The following is a 14,891-nucleotide window of genomic DNA, read 5'->3' as shown; positions in this document are numbered from 1 at the left end:
GTTCCGCCAGGTTAAAGCAGGTTGCGCACAGTACCCCAAACCACTGCTACAGGCCGCCGGGCCGGGCCGGGCTTCGGCGTGCGCGAGGGGGGTAGGGAGCCGGGTGGCCGGCCGCCGAATAGCGGAAACTGCGGAATATCCGTACAGTCCACCTTAGGCTTCATATCTGGCTTTTCCCTATGCTCTTTGCTACGCGCTTTCGCTTGGTTTTCCTCTGTTTGCTGCCGTTGCTGGCTGGCTTTATGGCTAGTAGCTGCCAAAGCAGCCGGCCCAGCTTCTCCTTTCAGCCGGCGCCCTACCGGGCCGCTACGGCTGTGGCGCCTAGGGTAAGCACCACGCTGGCCGACTCGGCCGCATTGCCCGCTGCCCCGGTGGCAGAAGCTGTGGTAGTCGGCGCCGCGCCTACCCCCCACCCCGGCGCCCAACGCCTGGTAACGGTGCTGCCACGGCTGCAAACGGCAGCGCTGACCGACCCGACTTTAGCAACGACCACTACGCTGCCCCAGGCCCAACTGCGCCACTGGCCGCGCTTGCTGCGGCAGCAGGCCACCCACGGCGCGGCCGAGAACGGCCTGGGGCGCGTGGCGCTGTTCTTTATTGGCGTGGCGCTAGCCATCGTAGCCGGGCTGGCGGCGCTGTTTGCCCTCATTCCGGGCGTGAGCTTCTGGGGGGGGGTAGGGCTGGCCGTGGGCGCGCTGGTGGTGCTTTATCTGCTGTATAGCCTGGTGAGCGGGGGTAAGAAGAAGTAGGGTAAGCTTTGGCTGCCGTCGGTCGGGCGGCGGCAAGCTGAAGCTTACCCTACAAGCACTTTTTGCGGGTGGTGGGGCACACAAAAGGCCCGGCCGGCTGTTCTTTGAGCTATGATTCCAACTCACCGCCCCCGCCGCAATCGTAAGTCGCAGGTAATCCGCGACATGGTGCAGGAAACGCGCCTCACCGCCCACGATTTTATTTATCCGGTTTTTATTATCGAAGGCCAAAACCAGCGCCTCAAAGTGAAGTCGATGCCCGGTGTATACCGCTACTCGGCCGACCGCATCATCGACGAAATCGGGGCAGCCGTGGAGTTGGGTATCAACTCCTTCGCCCCGTTTCCGGGTCTGAATGATGCGCTGAAAGACCCGCTGGCCCGCGAATCGACCAACATGGACGGCCTTTACCTGAAAACGGTAGCCGACATTAAGCGGCAGTTTCCGGACGTGGTGATTATGACCGACGTGGCCATGGACCCCTACTCCTCCGACGGCCACGACGGGGTAGTGAACCAGGAAACCGGCGAGATTCTCAACGATGCCTCGCTCGAAGTGCTCGGCCAAATGGCGCTGGCCCAGGCCCGCGCCGGGGCCGACATCATCGGGCCCAGCGACATGATGGACGGCCGCGTGGCCTGGATTCGGGACGTGCTCGACCGCAACGCGTTCAGCCACGTCAGCATCATGAGCTACACGGCTAAGTACGCGTCGGCCTTCTACGGCCCATTCCGCGACGCGCTGGACTCGGCGCCCAAAAAAGGCGATAAAAAGAGCTACCAAATGAACCCTGCCAACCGCCTCGAAGCCCTGCGCGAGCTGCAGCTCGACGAAGCCGAAGGCGCTGACATGGTGATGATTAAGCCCGCTCTGAGCTACCTCGATATCATCCGGGAAGTGAAGAACAACACCAACCTGCCCGTGACGGCCTACAACGTGAGCGGCGAGTACGCCATGGTAAAAGCCGCCGCCCAAAACGGCTGGGTCGATGGCGAAAAAACCATGATGGAGGTGCTCATGAGCATCAAGCGCGCCGGCGCCGATGCCATTCTGACTTACTTCGCCAAGGACGCGGCCGAGGTGCTGCGCCGGGGGTAGGCAGCTATTAGAAAATCGTTTGTCATTGCGAGCGCAGCGCGGCAATCGCCTTAGAACGACTCGTGCGGGTATCGTTCTGGGGCGATTGCCGCGCTGCGCTCGCAATGACAAACGATTTTTGCTTTTTAATTAGGCGCTCTCAGCTAACAGCTCAACATAAATGACCCACGACCTGACCATCCGCCGCGCCACGGCGGCCGACTTGCCGGCCATCGTGGCGCTGGTGCGCGCCGTGGTGCCGCTGATGAACGCCAGCGGCAACTACCAGTGGACCAGCGAGTACCCAAACGAGGAGGTTTTCCGCCAGGACATCGAAAAGCAGCACCTCTGGGTGGCCGAGCGCCTGGGCGAAATTGAGGGGGTAGCCGCCCTCACCCAAGACCAGGACCCCGAATACGCCGACGCCGATTGGGACGCCGCCGCGCCGGCCCTCGTAACGCACCGGCTGGCCGTGGCCCCCGCCGCCCAGGGCCGGGGCGTGGCCGCCGCGCTGCTGCGCCAGGCCGAGCACGAAGCCATAGTGCAGGGCCTGCGCACGTTGCGCGTGGACACTAACTCGGAAAACGTGGCCACCCAGCGGCTGTTTCCGAAGCTAGGCTATCGCTTTGCGGGCGAGATAAAGCTGGCGTTTCGGCCGGGGCTGCTGTTTTTTTGCTACGAAAAGCAGCTGGGGTAGCGCCATGACGGATATAATGCGCCTCAGCTTAGTAGTAGTGCTGCTCGGCCTCGGCATGGGGTACAGCGTGCGGGCAGGCAAGCTGACGATAGCAGCGGCCGGCACTGGCGGCGCGCTGGGACTACTCATCTTTCTGGGCAGCGGCTTTGGCGGGCTGGCCCTACTGGCGCTGTTTTTTGGGTTGGGCACGGCCGCTTCCAGCTGGCGCGTGGCCGATAAGCGCCGCCTGGGGCTGGCCGAGGAAAACCGCGGCCGCCGCACGGCCGGCCAGGTAGTAGCCAATGCCGGCGTGGCGGGCCTATTGGGTCTACTGATCTGGTTACTACCCACCTACGCGCCGCTGGCCTGCCTGATGCTGGCCGGCAGCTTCGCCGCCGCTACCGCCGATACGCTGGCCTCGGAGCTGGGCAACGTGTACGGCCGGCGCTACTACAATATCCTCACTTTTCGGCCCGATACGCGTGGCCTCAACGGGGTAGTGAGCCTGGAAGGCACGGCCCTGGGACTGGCCGGCACCGCCGTGCTGGCGGCCGCTTACTGCCTGGGATTTGGCTGGGGGCCGGCCTTTGGGTGGCTGCTGGTGGCGGGCACGGCCGGCAACCTGGCCGATTCGGTGCTGGGCGCCACATTGGAGCGGCAGGGTTATTTGAGTAACAATGCGGTCAATTTTCTCAATACATTCATTGGCGCGCTGGTGGCAGGTGGACTGAGGCAGTGGCTGGGGTAGTAAGGCAGTTTTGCCCTCCACGGGGTGCCCCGTGGAGGGCGACCTATCCGCGAAATACTGCGCGAATTAGTCAACAGGCAAAAACGGCCACTTGGCCTCGCGGCGGCTCCAGAGCAGAAACGCCACCGTGCCTAGGGCCATCATGCCCAGCGCGGCTACCTGGAAGTAGAGCTGGAAGTGCAGGCCACCCCAGTTGACCTCGACCGGCGCAATGCCCGCAAACACAGCCAGCCACACGATGACAACCAGGATGACGGGCAGCGGGTAGAGTGGCATCTTGAAGGGCAGCGACGCCGTGCCGCGGCGGCGGCGCAGCAGCACCAGCCCCACCGCCTGGCCCACAAACTGCACCAAAATGCGCATCGCCAGGATGGCCGAAATCACCTCGCCCAGCCGAAACAGCAGGCTGAACACGAACCCTACCCCCCCCAGCAACAGCAACGACACGTAGGGGAACTGCTTGGTAGGATGCAGCTTGCCAAACACGGGCAGAAACTCGCCATCGGCCGCCGCCGCATAGGGGATGCGCGAGTAGCCCAGCAGCACCGCAAACAGCGACGCGAACGCCACCAGCAGCACCATACCGGTGGCAATGGTAGCCGCCGTGTGCCCATACAGCCGCTCCATAAACACGCTGATAATGAACTGCGACTTGTCGCCGGCGCCGGCCTGCCAGCTCTGCACTTCCTGCCACGGAATGACGGTGCCCACGCTCCAGTTCAGCAATAAATAGAGCGCCGCGATACCCAGGATGCTCAGGAAAATGCTGCGCGGAATCACTTTTTCGGGGCCTTTGATTTCGGCGCCGAGGTGGCACACGTTGTAGTAGCCGAGGTAGGAATAAATGGTTTTGACGGCCGCCTGGCCCATTGCCACCGAGATGAGCAGGCCGGGCAATTTCCCTACCCCCCCCACCGGCAGCCAGGCCACCGGGTGGTTGGCGTGGGTGAGGCCGCCAAAAATCAGCCAGCCCATGAGGCTGAGCACGCCCACCCACAGCGCCACACCGAGCTTGCCAATGTCCTCGATGCGGCGGTAGAGCAAGGCTATCAGCAGCAAAACCACGGTACCGGCCACCACTTTGGGCTGCCACCACTCGGTCATAGGCACGAGGTAGCCGAAGTACTGCGCAAAGCCAATGGCGCCCGACGCCAGCACCAGCGGCGACTGAATCAGCGTTTGCCACACGTAGAGAAACGACATGTAGCGACCCCACTTCTGCTCGCCGTAGGCTAGCTTGAGGAAGCGGTACGAGCCGCCCGCCTCGGGGTAGGCCGCGCCCAGCTCGCTCCAGATGAGGCCGTCCATAGCGGCCAGTGCCGCGCCTACCATCCAGGCCAGCAGGAAGTTGGGCCCCATAAAACCCATGACCAGGGGCAGCGTGACAAAGGGGCCGATGCCCACCATGTCAATCATATTGAGGGCAGTAGCTTGGACCAGGCCCAAACGGCGCTGTAAAGATGGTTGCGACATAGACGGCGAAGGTAACGGCGTCACCCTCGTCTGTCATTGCAAGCGGAGCGCGGCAACCGTACCTGAACGAAATCCACGTGAATCGTGCAGGTGCGATTGCTTCGCAAGCTCGCAATGACAAACGGAGTAGGCTACAAACCCTACCGCGGGCCAGCGGTTTGGTCGGCCGGCGTCATTCCTTCGGCCAATCCTACCAACCGCACTAGCTCGGCGCGGTAGCCTTCGGGGTCGGGGCCGCGGCCGGCCTGGGCCAGCTGGGCGGCGCTGGCGTAAGTGGCAGTGCCGCGCTGCGCGCTCTGGCGTAGCAGCAGCCCAAACTCGGCCACGCCGGCGGCAAGCTGCTGGTCGGCCGAGGCCTGGGCAATGGGCGCGGCAGCCCCGGCCAGCGGCTGGGCCAGCAGCTGGCTGGCGCCACCCTGCGGCGTCTGGTAGCGCAGCTTCACGGTGAGCACGTCGGTGCCGGAAGGGGGGGTAGGGCTGGTAGCTTCGGTTTGATATTTTAGCTTATCAACCAACGGGTTAGCCGAGCCGGTGGGCACGATTTCGTAGAGGGCCGTGACGGTGTGGCCCGCGCCCAGCTCGCCGGCGTCTTTGCGGTCGTTGTTGAAATCGTCGTTGGCCAGCAAGCGATTTTCGTAGCCGATGAGGCGGTAGTCGGCCACGCGGGCGGGGTTAAACTCCACTTGCAGCTTCACATCTTTGGCCACCGTGAAGAGCGTGCCGCCAAACTGCGCCACCAGCGTGCGGCGAGCCTCATCGAGGTTGTCGAGGTAGGCGTAGTTGCCGTTGCCCTTGTCGGCCAGCAGCTCCATGAGGCTGTCGCGCAGGTTGCCGCGGCCCACGCCCAGCACAGTCAGATACACGCCGCTGGCGCGCTCATCCACAATCAATTGCTCCAGCGCCGCGTCCGAGCTTTCACCCACGTTGAAATCACCATCGCTGGCCAGAATCACGCGGTTGGCACCTTCCTTTTGGAAATTTTGCCGCGCCACCGCGTAGGCCAGGCGCAGGCCCTCGCCGCCGGCCGTGGAGCCGCCTGCCGTGAGCCGGTCAATGGCATCGAGGAGGACTTCGGGCTGCGAGCCGGGGGTAGGGGGCAGCACCAGGCCGGCCGCGCCGGCGTAGGCCACCAGCGCCACGTGGTCCTGGGGCCGCAGCTGGCGCACCAGCAGCCGCAGGCCGGCCTGCACCAGCGGCAGGCGGTCATCACCCAGCATCGAGCCCGACACATCGACCAGAAACACGAGGTTGGCGGGCGGTAGGCTGGCCGTTTCGACCTGCCGGGCCTGAATGCCAATGCGAGCCAGCTGGTGGCCGGGCGCCCAGGGGCAGTCGCTCAGCTCGGTGCTGATGCGCACCGGGTCGGGGCTGTCGGCGGCCGGCGCGGGCAGCTGGTAGTGGAAATAATTGAGCAGTTCCTCGACCCGCACGGCATCGCGCGGGGGCAGCTGGCCTTCTTGCAGAAAGCGCCGCACGTTGGCGTAGCTGGCCCGGTCCACGTCGAGCGCGAAGGTGCTCAGCGGCTCGCGGGCCGCGGCGCGGAAAGCGTTTTCCTGAATGGTGGCATAGGTATCACCAGCTTCTGCTTCGGCGGGCGGCGCTAGTGTATCAGCCTGGTAAGTGACCTGGGAGGGCTCGGCGAGCACCTCGGTCTTCTCATACGATTGGTGGCAACTGGCGAGCGCAAAGGGCACGGCGAGCAGGCAAAGCACTTTTTTCATGGCTTATCCGGGGGTAGGGTTTCTCTGAAAAAAAGCGGCTCTTCTGCGCAGAAGTCAGTCCACCCTATAGTACTCGAAGTAGCCAATAAGTAACCCGCGTGGGCAACACAACCCGCTGCCAGTGGCGGCTTGCGCAGTTTGCCGAGGCTACTTAGATTAGCTACTCTATCTCCCACCCTCCTACTTCACTCGCTGCCGTGTACCTGCTGCTTGCTCATTTGCTCCTAGTTGCTCGGCCGTTAAGCACCCGCGCTGCTTTACGCAGAGAGGTAGCCACATCTTAGTCAAAAATTAATATATCACCTTTTACCTTTTGCTCATTGCGACTGTGCGCCTGTAGCACCACGTTCAGCGAAGCCGCCACTAGGGCGGCCCTATCCTGCATACTAAAACCTGCCAAACTAAATTGCAGCAAAGCACCCTGCAACGGCACGCCAGCCAGTCTGTAGTACCCAGCTGCGTTAGTATGGGTACCTGTAGTAGTACCTTTCATCAGCACTGTAACGCCCGCCAGCCCGTGCCCCTGCGCATCGGTAACGCGCCCGGTAAGCGTGCGGGTGGCGGTACTAACTGGGGAGACGGGCTTAGTATACTGAGCAACGACGGGGTAGTCAACAGCTAACAGCCTAAGTGGCAAGAGCAGCGCAAGAATAGTCTTTTTCATGGCACCAGCAGAGGTTAAGGATGAGACTTGCCCTATTGATGCTAAAGCGCTTGAAATTGCACAAGGGCATCCTTAAAGGAATTGCCACTGAGGTGCGCGGAGTGTTCGTTGAAGGCAAAGGCACTATCTACCGCGCCGCCCGCCACACGGCCCACATCAGCAACGGCTGGAGGGGTAAGCGCGCCCACAGCACCCAGGCCGGAATGTGCAGCGCATCAGCTAGCCCTACCATGTACACATTGGCCGGAAACACGGCCAGCAGCAGCGCCAGCAGGCCCCAGGCGGCCCAGCGCCGGGTGGCGGGCAGCAGCAGGCCCAGCCCACCGGCCACCTCGGCCGCGCCGCTCAGCAGCACCAGCAGCCGGGGCGCGGGCAGGGCGGGCGGCATGATGCGCAGGTAGGTTTCGGGGTGAATGAAATGCAGCGCGCCCGCGCCCACAAACAGCAGCGCCAACCCGTGGCGCAGCCAGCGCGGGCCGGCCGGCGCGGCGGGGGTAGGCACGGCTAGCGGCGGCCGGCGCGCATTGCCGCCAGGCCGCTATCGAGGAAGCGCACGAAGTTGTCGGGGTCGTAATTCGCGCCCTGGGGGGTAGCGAGCACCTTTTCCGTGGTGGGGTCAAGCTGCACGTAGAAGGGCTGCGAATTGGCGTTGTAGCGGGTGGCCTGGAAGTCGCTCCACTTGTTGCCGATGGTTTTCAGCTTCTTGCCGCTGAATTTTGATACGGTTTGCTCGGCTTCGGCCAGCTCGCTTTTGTCGTCCACGTAAAGCTGCACCAGCACGAAGTCGTTGCGCAGGCGCTGCAGCACGCGCGGGTCGGGCCACACGGTGGCTTCCATCTTGCGGCAGTTCACGCAGGCATTGCCGGTGAAGTCGATGAGAATCGGCTTATTGACTTTTTGGGCGTAGGCACGGGCCTCGTCGTAGTCGAAGTACGCATCGAGGCCCAGCGGCGCGTGGAAGAGGTCGCCGTACTTGTGCTGCGCGTGGGGCGCGGCGGCCGCGCTACCCCCGCCGCCACCGCCCAAGGTGGGCGTGTAGAGGTCGAAGTCCTGGGTGTGCTGGGGGGGTAGGAAACCCGCCACGGCTTGCAGCGGCGCGCCCCACAGACCGGGCACCAAGTAGGTAGTAAAGGCCAGCACGATGATAGCCATAAACAGCCGCGGTAGCGAGACGTAGGGCAATGGACTATCGTGCGAAAACTGAATCTTACCTAGCAGGTAAAAGCCCAGCAGCGCGAAAATAATAATCCAGAGCGCCAGAAATACCTCGCGGTCAAACCACTGCCAGTGGTAGGCCAGGTCCACATTCGACAAGAATTTCAGCGCCAGCGCCAGCTCCAGAAAGCCCAGCACCACCTTCACCGAGTTCAGCCAGCCGCCCGACTTAGGCAGCGACTTGAGCAGCGCCGGAAACGCCGCGAACACCGTGAATGGCAGCGCCAGCGCCAGCGAGAAGCCAAACATGCCCAGCGCCGGCGACAGCAAATGCCCGGTGCTAGCCGCCTGCACCAGCAGCGTACCAATAATGGGCCCGGTGCACGAAAACGACACCAGCGACAGCGTGGCCGCCATAAAAAAGATGCCCAGCAGCCCGCCCTTGTCGGCCTGGGTATCGGTTTTGGCAATCCAGGAGTTGGGCAAAGTCAACTCAAACGCGCCCAGAAAGGAGGCCGCAAATACCACCAGCAGGGCAAAAAACACAAGGTTAAATACCCCGTTAGTAGCCAGATTATTAAGCGCGTCAGCCCCAAAGATAACGGTTACGAGCAAGCCCAGCGCTACGTATATCACAATGATGCTCAAGCCATAAAATGCCGCCCGGCCCACCGATCCGGCCTTCGAGTATTCACCCTTAGTGAAGTAGCTAACCGTGAATGGCAACAGCGGAAAGATGCACGGCATGAGCAACGCCGCCAGTCCGCCCACAAAGCCGGCCAGGAAAATGGCCCACAGCGACTGCGTAGCGGCCGGCGCGGCCACCGCCGCGGCCGTAGCCACCGGCACCGCGGGCGCATTAGTAGCGACAACCGAATCGGTTGCGGCGGCCGGGGCCAGCATCGGCGCGGGGCCCGCATCAGGCCGGAAAACGGCCGTGTCGGCCGGGGTAGGCGCCGCCGCAACAGGCGCGGAAGTAGCAGGAGCGGGAGCAACGGCCACCACCGGCACGGCCTTAGCTGGCGTGGCAGGGGTAGGCGCGGCCTGGGCAGCTGGTGCCGCACCTTTTGCGGCAATGCTAAAGTCCAGGTCGTCGGGCGGCAGGCACTTCTCGTCGTTGCAGACCATGAAGGTAAGCGTACCCTTCACGGTGGTTTGCGGGGCTTTGAGGCGGATTTTCTGGCTAAACACCGCCCGCTTGGGGAAGTAGGCGATGTTCATATTGAAGGCTTTTTCGAAGGCCTTCACCGGCTCGGGGCTTTCCGTCACCTTGCCCACCAGCTCATAGTCGGGCGAGGGCGTAAACTTGAAGCTCGTGGGCTCGGGCCCGCCTTCCTCAATAAACTGCGAGTAGATGTGCCAGTTGCCCGCAATACTGGCCGAGAAGGTGAGCGTGGCCTCGCCCGCTTTATCGGCCGGCGAAGCAGCAAATTTCCAGGTTACGGGCCGCTCAATCTGGGCCGAAGCCACAGTGCTCAGGCTCAGCAGGATAACCAGTAGCCAACTCAGCCGAAGGGCGGCGAGGCGGCGCAAACTAAATTCTACCATAAAAACAGCAGCCCGCAGGCTGCCAGGAAAGTATAAGCCGCAAAGGTCGGGCACAATAGCCTCCCTAACAGTAGTCGGCGGCGGGCGGTTTACCTTACACTTGTAAAACGGAGTGGCACTCCGTTTCCGCGCGAACATTTTTGTTCTACCGGAAACGGAGTACCACTCCGTTTTACAATCTTCGCCCAGCCTAGCGGCCGAAATCGTCCTGCACGCGCACAATATCGTCTTCGTCCGAGGGCTGGCTGGCGTCGGTGTGCTGCCAGATTTCGGCAATTACGCCCCAGCCGGCCAGGCCCACCAGGCGGTGGCGCTCGCCTTGCTTCAGAATAATGCGCTCGCCGGGCTGGTACGATTTTACCTCCGTCTGCTCGTCGGTGTCGCTGATGGCCACGCCCACCGGGCCCTCCACCACCTGCCAGATTTCGGCGCGCCGGAAGTGGTACTGCCAGCTCAGGCGCTGGTGCGGCGCCACCAGCAATATCTTGGGGCTCAGCTGGCCCGAAATGCGCAGCTTGGCCACATCGAGGCCATTAAAATACACGTCGGCAAACTGCTGGGCCTGGCTCTCATCGAGCACGAAGAAGCCGCCCCAGGGCCGGCTGGGGTCCTGCCGCTCCACGCGAAATCCCTGCTCGTGCAGGCGCTGGGCGATGTCTTGAAAAAGCTGTTCTTTCTGAGTGTCGGGGGTTGCCATAGTAGAGGGGGGTAGGGCGAAAAAATGGGCGCGCCGCGCGCACTGTTCATAGGGCAAAGCTAGCCCGCCGGGCGGGCAGTAACTACCACCTCACCAGCCGGCCGGATGGCTTTGCCCGGCAAACGCAATTTTTTGCCCAGGGTCCGGCGTTAGCGGCCGGGCGCCGGGCTGCTGGGGCCGAACGATTTACCTTTGCCCCCGCCTATGATTCTCCGCGCCGAGCACCTCGTTAAGCAATACAAAGCCCGCACCGTCGTCAACGACATGTCGCTCAGCGTGGCGCAGGGCGAAATAGTGGGGCTGCTGGGCCCCAACGGCGCCGGCAAAACCACCTGCTTCTACATGATGGTGGGCATGGTGAAGGCCAACTCGGGCACTATTTTTCTGGATGACGAGGACATCACCCGGCTGCCCATCTACCAGCGGGCGCGGCGCGGCATGGGCTACCTGGCCCAGGAAGCCAGCGTGTTCCGCGACCTGAGCGTGGAGGAAAACATCTTGGCCGTGCTCGAAATGACGGACATGCCTAAGCAGGCCCAGCGCGACAAAGTAGAGGAGCTGCTCGACGAGTTCAGCCTGGGCCACGTGCGCAAAAACCTGGGCAAGGTGCTGAGCGGCGGCGAGCGGCGCCGCACCGAAATTGCCCGCGCCCTGGCCGTGAGCCCCAAATTCGTGCTGCTCGACGAGCCCTTCGCGGGCGTCGACCCCATCGCGACGGAGGAAATCCAGGGCATCGTGGCCAAGCTCAAAAACCGCAACATCGGCATCCTCATCACCGACCACGACGTGAACTCTACCCTCAGCATCGTGGACCGCGCCTACCTGCTCTTCGAAGGCAAGCTACTCAAAGCCGGCACCGCCGAGGAGCTGGCCGCCGACGAAACCGTGCGCCGCGTGTACCTGGGCCGCAACTTCGAGTTCAAGCGCAAGACATTTGAGTAAATCATGAGCAACAGCAATCGTCTGTCATTGCGAGCGCAACGAAGTGAAGCGCGGCAATCTTTCCTAGTCGTTCGCTTCATTGAATTGCTACCCCAGTTGTGAAGGAAAGATTGCCGCGCTCTACTTCGTTGCGCTCTCAATTACAAACGATTTTCATAACTCATAACTAAAAAAAGTGCTCGACCAGCTCATCGCCCGTGCCGTTCAACTGGGCAGCCTGCCCCGGCTGGCGCGGGTGCGGCACGAGCCGCTGGCGGCGCAGGCGGCCGTGCTGCGCTACCTGCTGGGCCGAGCGCAGCGCACCGAGTGGGGCCGGCGCTACGGCTACGCGCCCGGCCTGAGCGCCCAGGCCTTTGCCGAGCGCGTGCCGGTGAGCACCTACGAGCAGCTTTTCCCGGAGATAGAAAAGGTGCTGCGCGGCCAGCCCGACGTGCTGTGGCCCGGCCCCGCCCCGCGCTGGCAGGCCCGCAGCAGCGGCACCACCAACGCCCGCAGCAAGTACCTGCCCCTCACCCCCGAGGCCCTGCACGACAACCACTACCGCGCCGGGCGCGACATGCTGGCCCTGGCCACCCACCTCTACCCCGCCCACCGCCTGCTGGCCGGCAAAACGCTGAGCCTGGGCGGCAGCCTCAGCCCCAGCCCGTTTGGGGGGGTAGCGCAGGCCGGCGACGTGTCGGCCCTGGTGATGAACAGCCTGCCCGACTGGGCCCAAACCTTGCGCACCCCGCCCCTACCCCTCGCGCTACTCGATGAGTGGGAAGAGAAAATCGAGCGCATTGCCCGCCACGTGCTGCGCCAGGATGTGCGGGTGCTGGCCGGCGTGCCCACCTGGATGCTCGTGCTGCTGCGCCGCGTGCTGGCCCTGGCCGGCGCCGACGACCTGCGCCAGGTATGGCCCCGGCTTGGCTTGTTTTTGCACGGCGCGGTGGCCTTCGGCCCCTACCGCGAGCTGTTTCAGCAACTGATGCCCGGCGAGCAGCTGCGCTACCTGGAAATCTATAACGCCTCGGAGGGCTACTTTGCCTTGCAGGACGAGCCCGGTGCGCCCGACCTGCTGCTGCTGCTGGAGCACGGCATCTACTACGAGTTTTTGCCCGCCGAGCAGTTCGACCAGCCCGACCCGCGCCCGGTGCCGCTGGAGGCCGTGACCATCGGGCCTAGCTACGCGCTGGTTATCAGCAGCAGCGCGGGGCTGTGGCGCTACTTGGTGGGCGATACCGTGCGCTTTACTTCGCTGCGGCCCTACCGGGTGCGCATCACGGGCCGTACCAAGCACTTTCTCAATGCCTTTGGCGAAGAAGTAGTAGTAGAAAATGCCGAGGCGGCCATCGCGGCGGCGGCGGCGGCCACGGGCTGCGCGGTGCGCGATTTCACGGCCGCGCCGGTCTATTTTGCGGCGGGGCACGGCACGTCGCGCGGCGGCCACGAGTGGGCCGTGGAGCTGGCCGGCGCCCTACCCCCCCCCGACGCGGCGGCCTTCGCCAACTGTCTCGACCAGGCATTGCGCGCCCTCAACTCGGACTACGACGCCAAGCGCCACCGCGACCTGGCGCTGGCCCCACCCCGCGTGCATTTTGTGCCGCCCGGCACCTTCGAAACCTGGCTGCGCCACCGCGGCCGCCTGGGCGGCCAGCGCAAAGTGCCCCGCCTGGCCAACTCGCGCCAGGTGCTGGAAGAAGTGCTGGCGCTAAGCCACTAAGGCTGCCTTGGCGGAATGCAGCAGCCAGGTAGTGGCCGCCTCCACATCGGCAAAGAAGGCATAGGCCAACGTGCCATCTATTTGCCGCCCAATGGCTTGGGTAACCTGAATCGCCTCGGCACTGCTGCTTTCTACAATGGCGCACCGCTGGTACTTGCCCTGCTGAATGGCGCGGGGTATCCAATTGGCTACCAGCCATTCTCGCACCGATGACGGAATAGCTTCCGGCTGCTGGTGCACAAAGAGCAGCGCCGTTACCTGGTAGCGCTGCATGGCCTGTAGCACATGCTCGTAAATGGCCCGCAGCTCGGCCGGCTCGGCGGCCATCGAGCGCCAGTCGGTCCGCAAGTAGCCGGCGGGGTAATAAGTTATCTCAGCGGCCGGGTTTCGAAAATATTGGATAGAAGTATTCAATTTACTTAGATATATGACGATAAGTAGCTGGCTAACACTGCCTACAAAAAGTGCGCCGCCGTTTCACTTTCCCGGCTTGACCCGCTCGGCGCTATCGGGGCTAGCCAAAGCGCGCTCCTCCCGAAGCTGGCCAGTTTGTGAGGCGAAAGCTCACCCTGTGAGGCAGCTACCAGTATCTGCCAGGATAACAACTTATTACGCCTCACGGAAGAAGTTTTGAAAAAGCCCGTCATTCCAAGCTTGCTTACATTTTTACTCCGCCCAGACTATACCCCTACCCCTACCGGCAGCGCAGTCGTTGCGGTTGAGACAACGCCCTGCCGCCGCAAGGCCGCGTGCCGCCGCCTGCCCCAAAGTGGGGTTGGCAGCCCTAATATTGGGGCATGAGAAAGCTTATGCTACTGTTGCTGCTCGCTGGCGGCTGCGCCTCGCACAACCACAAGGCCCAGAGTGCCATTTCTGCTTACGTGCAAAAAACCACGGAAAACCCTGATAGCTACGTGGCTATCTCCTTCGGCGAGCCGCACGCTATTGGCTCCAAGGCTGATACCGTTTTGATAAACCACGTCTACCAAGTCAAAAACAAAGCCGGCGCCTCGGTGATATATTCCCACGTGTTTAAGGTAGACAGCACGTCGGGCTACGCGCTGAAAGTAGGGGCACGTTAGCCAAGCGCTGTTGCCCAACCGCCCTGGTTCCCTGTCAGTACCTATGCTCCGGTCCGATGGCTCCGCCATCGGACCGATTGTCGCGGGAACGACGGCTGAATGACTGGCCAGGCGGCGCTCCCGTCAACCGGTCGGACGGCTCCGCCGTCGGACCGGAGCAGGTACCCGGACCTGACAACCGCAGTAAGTCAACTGATTACTTCTTGACTAAAGTGCCATCGGCGTTGAATAGTACGTCCTGCGTCTTGCCGCCTTTGCTCACTTCGGCCTCGTAAGTGGTGGTGCCAGTGGCCGCGACGATGGTGGCGGCTTCGCGCACTTTATAGGCCTGGTAGTCGCGGGCCAGTGTGGCGCGCACTGGGGCGGGTAGCTGGCCCGGCAGCATATCGGTTTCCGTTTCCAGCAGCTCACCGGCGGGCGTAAACACGGCCGACATCATTTTGCCGTTCAGCTTGAAGCCGGCTTCGAATTTGTCGCCTTCTCGTTCCCAGGTATTAGTCTTCACAGCCGGAAATTTGGCTTTGAATGTGGCCTTGGCGGCGGCCGGCACCTGGGCGGGCTTCAGCGTTTGAGCGAAGGAGTGGGCGGGGGCTGCCAGCGCAAAGGCCGCCAGAATGAGCACGTGTTTCATACCAAAAAAGGGGGGTAGGGAGGAAG

Annotated in this window: 16 protein-coding genes; 7 read left to right on the top strand and 9 right to left on the bottom strand. The window is 63.1% G+C overall.

Going from position 1 to position 14,891, the window contains the following annotated elements; genetic code table 11:
* Window positions 1-11: 11 nt before the first annotated feature.
* On the bottom strand, window positions 12-164 hold the full coding sequence (locus tag E4631_RS25865; protein ID WP_166648240.1) for a hypothetical protein: 153 nt from the start codon (window positions 162-164) through the stop codon (window positions 12-14).
* Between the two features lie 15 nt (window positions 165-179).
* Here E4631_RS25865 and E4631_RS07950 point away from each other — a divergent pair, with 15 nt between their 5' ends.
* From E4631_RS07950 to E4631_RS07935, 4 genes are all read left to right on the top strand, one after another.
* Window positions 180-749, top strand: a complete 570-nt coding sequence (locus E4631_RS07950) for a hypothetical protein (protein ID WP_133659576.1) — start codon at window positions 180-182, stop codon at window positions 747-749.
* Window positions 750-860: 111 nt separating this feature from the next.
* Window positions 861-1,847, top strand: a complete 987-nt coding sequence (hemB, locus tag E4631_RS07945) for a porphobilinogen synthase (RefSeq protein ID WP_133659575.1) — start codon at window positions 861-863, stop codon at window positions 1,845-1,847.
* Between the two features lie 160 nt (window positions 1,848-2,007).
* Window positions 2,008-2,523, top strand: a complete 516-nt coding sequence (locus E4631_RS07940; RefSeq protein WP_240734761.1) for a GNAT family N-acetyltransferase — start codon at window positions 2,008-2,010, stop codon at window positions 2,521-2,523.
* 4 nt (window positions 2,524-2,527) lie between these two features.
* On the top strand, window positions 2,528-3,250 hold the full coding sequence (locus tag E4631_RS07935) for a DUF92 domain-containing protein (RefSeq protein WP_205704218.1): 723 nt from the start codon (window positions 2,528-2,530) through the stop codon (window positions 3,248-3,250).
* 66 nt (window positions 3,251-3,316) lie between these two features.
* On the opposite strand, the gene E4631_RS07930 is transcribed toward E4631_RS07935, so the two are convergent.
* From E4631_RS07930 to E4631_RS07905, 6 genes are all read right to left on the bottom strand, one after another.
* The gene (locus tag E4631_RS07930) at window positions 3,317-4,723 is read right to left on the bottom strand and encodes an APC family permease (protein WP_133659574.1); all 1,407 of its coding nucleotides are present in this window, start codon (window positions 4,721-4,723) and stop codon (window positions 3,317-3,319) included.
* Window positions 4,724-4,863: 140 nt separating this feature from the next.
* On the bottom strand, window positions 4,864-6,444 hold the full coding sequence (locus tag E4631_RS07925; RefSeq protein WP_133659573.1) for a VWA domain-containing protein: 1,581 nt from the start codon (window positions 6,442-6,444) through the stop codon (window positions 4,864-4,866).
* Between the two features lie 280 nt (window positions 6,445-6,724).
* On the bottom strand, window positions 6,725-7,108 hold the full coding sequence (locus tag E4631_RS07920) for a carboxypeptidase regulatory-like domain-containing protein (protein WP_133659572.1): 384 nt from the start codon (window positions 7,106-7,108) through the stop codon (window positions 6,725-6,727).
* A 127-nt stretch (window positions 7,109-7,235) separates the two neighbouring features.
* Window positions 7,236-7,610 (bottom strand): DoxX family membrane protein, encoded by a 375-nt coding sequence (locus tag E4631_RS07915; RefSeq protein WP_240734759.1) that lies wholly within the window; start codon window positions 7,608-7,610, stop codon window positions 7,236-7,238.
* 2 nt (window positions 7,611-7,612) lie between these two features.
* A complete protein-coding gene (locus E4631_RS07910; RefSeq protein WP_133659571.1) occupies window positions 7,613-9,811 on the bottom strand; it encodes a thioredoxin family protein in 2,199 nt (732 codons plus the stop codon).
* Window positions 9,812-10,001: 190 nt separating this feature from the next.
* Entirely contained in the window at window positions 10,002-10,508 is a 507-nt protein-coding gene (locus tag E4631_RS07905) for a phosphoheptose isomerase (RefSeq protein ID WP_133659570.1), read from the bottom strand.
* A 204-nt stretch (window positions 10,509-10,712) separates the two neighbouring features.
* Here E4631_RS07905 and lptB point away from each other — a divergent pair, with 204 nt between their 5' ends.
* Complete coding sequence (gene lptB / locus E4631_RS07900) at window positions 10,713-11,450, top strand: LPS export ABC transporter ATP-binding protein (RefSeq protein ID WP_133659569.1); 738 nt, start codon at window positions 10,713-10,715, stop codon at window positions 11,448-11,450.
* Between the two features lie 175 nt (window positions 11,451-11,625).
* Entirely contained in the window at window positions 11,626-13,152 is a 1,527-nt protein-coding gene (locus E4631_RS07895) for a GH3 auxin-responsive promoter family protein (protein ID WP_240734757.1), read from the top strand.
* Here E4631_RS07895 and E4631_RS07890 read toward each other — a convergent pair.
* Window positions 13,141-13,566: a hypothetical protein gene (locus tag E4631_RS07890; protein ID WP_133659568.1), complete on the bottom strand. Its 426-nt coding sequence runs from the start codon at window positions 13,564-13,566 to the stop codon at window positions 13,141-13,143. The two genes, E4631_RS07895 and E4631_RS07890, sit on opposite strands and share 12 nt — an antisense overlap.
* A 383-nt stretch (window positions 13,567-13,949) precedes the next feature.
* On the opposite strand from E4631_RS07890, the gene E4631_RS07885 reads away from it, so the two are divergent.
* A complete protein-coding gene (locus E4631_RS07885; protein WP_133659567.1) occupies window positions 13,950-14,234 on the top strand; it encodes a hypothetical protein in 285 nt (94 codons plus the stop codon).
* A 196-nt stretch (window positions 14,235-14,430) separates the two neighbouring features.
* Here the strand turns inward: E4631_RS07885 and E4631_RS07880 are convergent, their stop codons facing one another.
* The gene (locus E4631_RS07880; protein WP_133659566.1) at window positions 14,431-14,865 is read right to left on the bottom strand and encodes a PepSY-like domain-containing protein; all 435 of its coding nucleotides are present in this window, start codon (window positions 14,863-14,865) and stop codon (window positions 14,431-14,433) included.
* Window positions 14,866-14,891: the final 26 nt, after the last annotated feature.

The sequence above is a fragment of the Hymenobacter sp. UV11 genome (genome assembly GCF_004684095.1).
Taxonomy (GTDB): Bacteria; Bacteroidota; Bacteroidia; order Cytophagales; family Hymenobacteraceae; genus Hymenobacter.
Note: the sequence above shows the minus strand (reverse complement) of the source record. Positions and strands in the feature narration are given on the sequence as shown.

Excerpts from the sequence above, each read along its gene's own strand:
- E4631_RS07930 (WP_133659574.1), bottom strand. The coding sequence starts at position 4,723 with ATGTCGCAACCATCTTTACAGCGCCGTTTGGGCCTGGTCCAAGCTACT.
- hemB (WP_133659575.1), top strand. The coding sequence starts at position 861 with ATGATTCCAACTCACCGCCCCCGCCGCAATCGTAAGTCGCAGGTAATC.
- E4631_RS07920 (WP_133659572.1), bottom strand. The coding sequence starts at position 7,108 with ATGAAAAAGACTATTCTTGCGCTGCTCTTGCCACTTAGGCTGTTAGCT.
- E4631_RS07940 (WP_240734761.1), top strand. The coding sequence starts at position 2,008 with ATGACCCACGACCTGACCATCCGCCGCGCCACGGCGGCCGACTTGCCG.
- E4631_RS07880 (WP_133659566.1), bottom strand. The coding sequence starts at position 14,865 with ATGAAACACGTGCTCATTCTGGCGGCCTTTGCGCTGGCAGCCCCCGCC.
- E4631_RS25865 (WP_166648240.1), bottom strand. The coding sequence starts at position 164 with ATGAAGCCTAAGGTGGACTGTACGGATATTCCGCAGTTTCCGCTATTC.
- E4631_RS07905 (WP_133659570.1), bottom strand. The coding sequence starts at position 10,508 with ATGGCAACCCCCGACACTCAGAAAGAACAGCTTTTTCAAGACATCGCC.
- E4631_RS07925 (WP_133659573.1), bottom strand. The coding sequence starts at position 6,444 with ATGAAAAAAGTGCTTTGCCTGCTCGCCGTGCCCTTTGCGCTCGCCAGT.
- E4631_RS07950 (WP_133659576.1), top strand. The coding sequence starts at position 180 with ATGCTCTTTGCTACGCGCTTTCGCTTGGTTTTCCTCTGTTTGCTGCCG.
- E4631_RS07885 (WP_133659567.1), top strand. The coding sequence starts at position 13,950 with ATGAGAAAGCTTATGCTACTGTTGCTGCTCGCTGGCGGCTGCGCCTCG.
- E4631_RS07910 (WP_133659571.1), bottom strand. The coding sequence starts at position 9,811 with ATGGTAGAATTTAGTTTGCGCCGCCTCGCCGCCCTTCGGCTGAGTTGG.
- lptB (WP_133659569.1), top strand. The coding sequence starts at position 10,713 with ATGATTCTCCGCGCCGAGCACCTCGTTAAGCAATACAAAGCCCGCACC.
- E4631_RS07935 (WP_205704218.1), top strand. The coding sequence starts at position 2,528 with ATGACGGATATAATGCGCCTCAGCTTAGTAGTAGTGCTGCTCGGCCTC.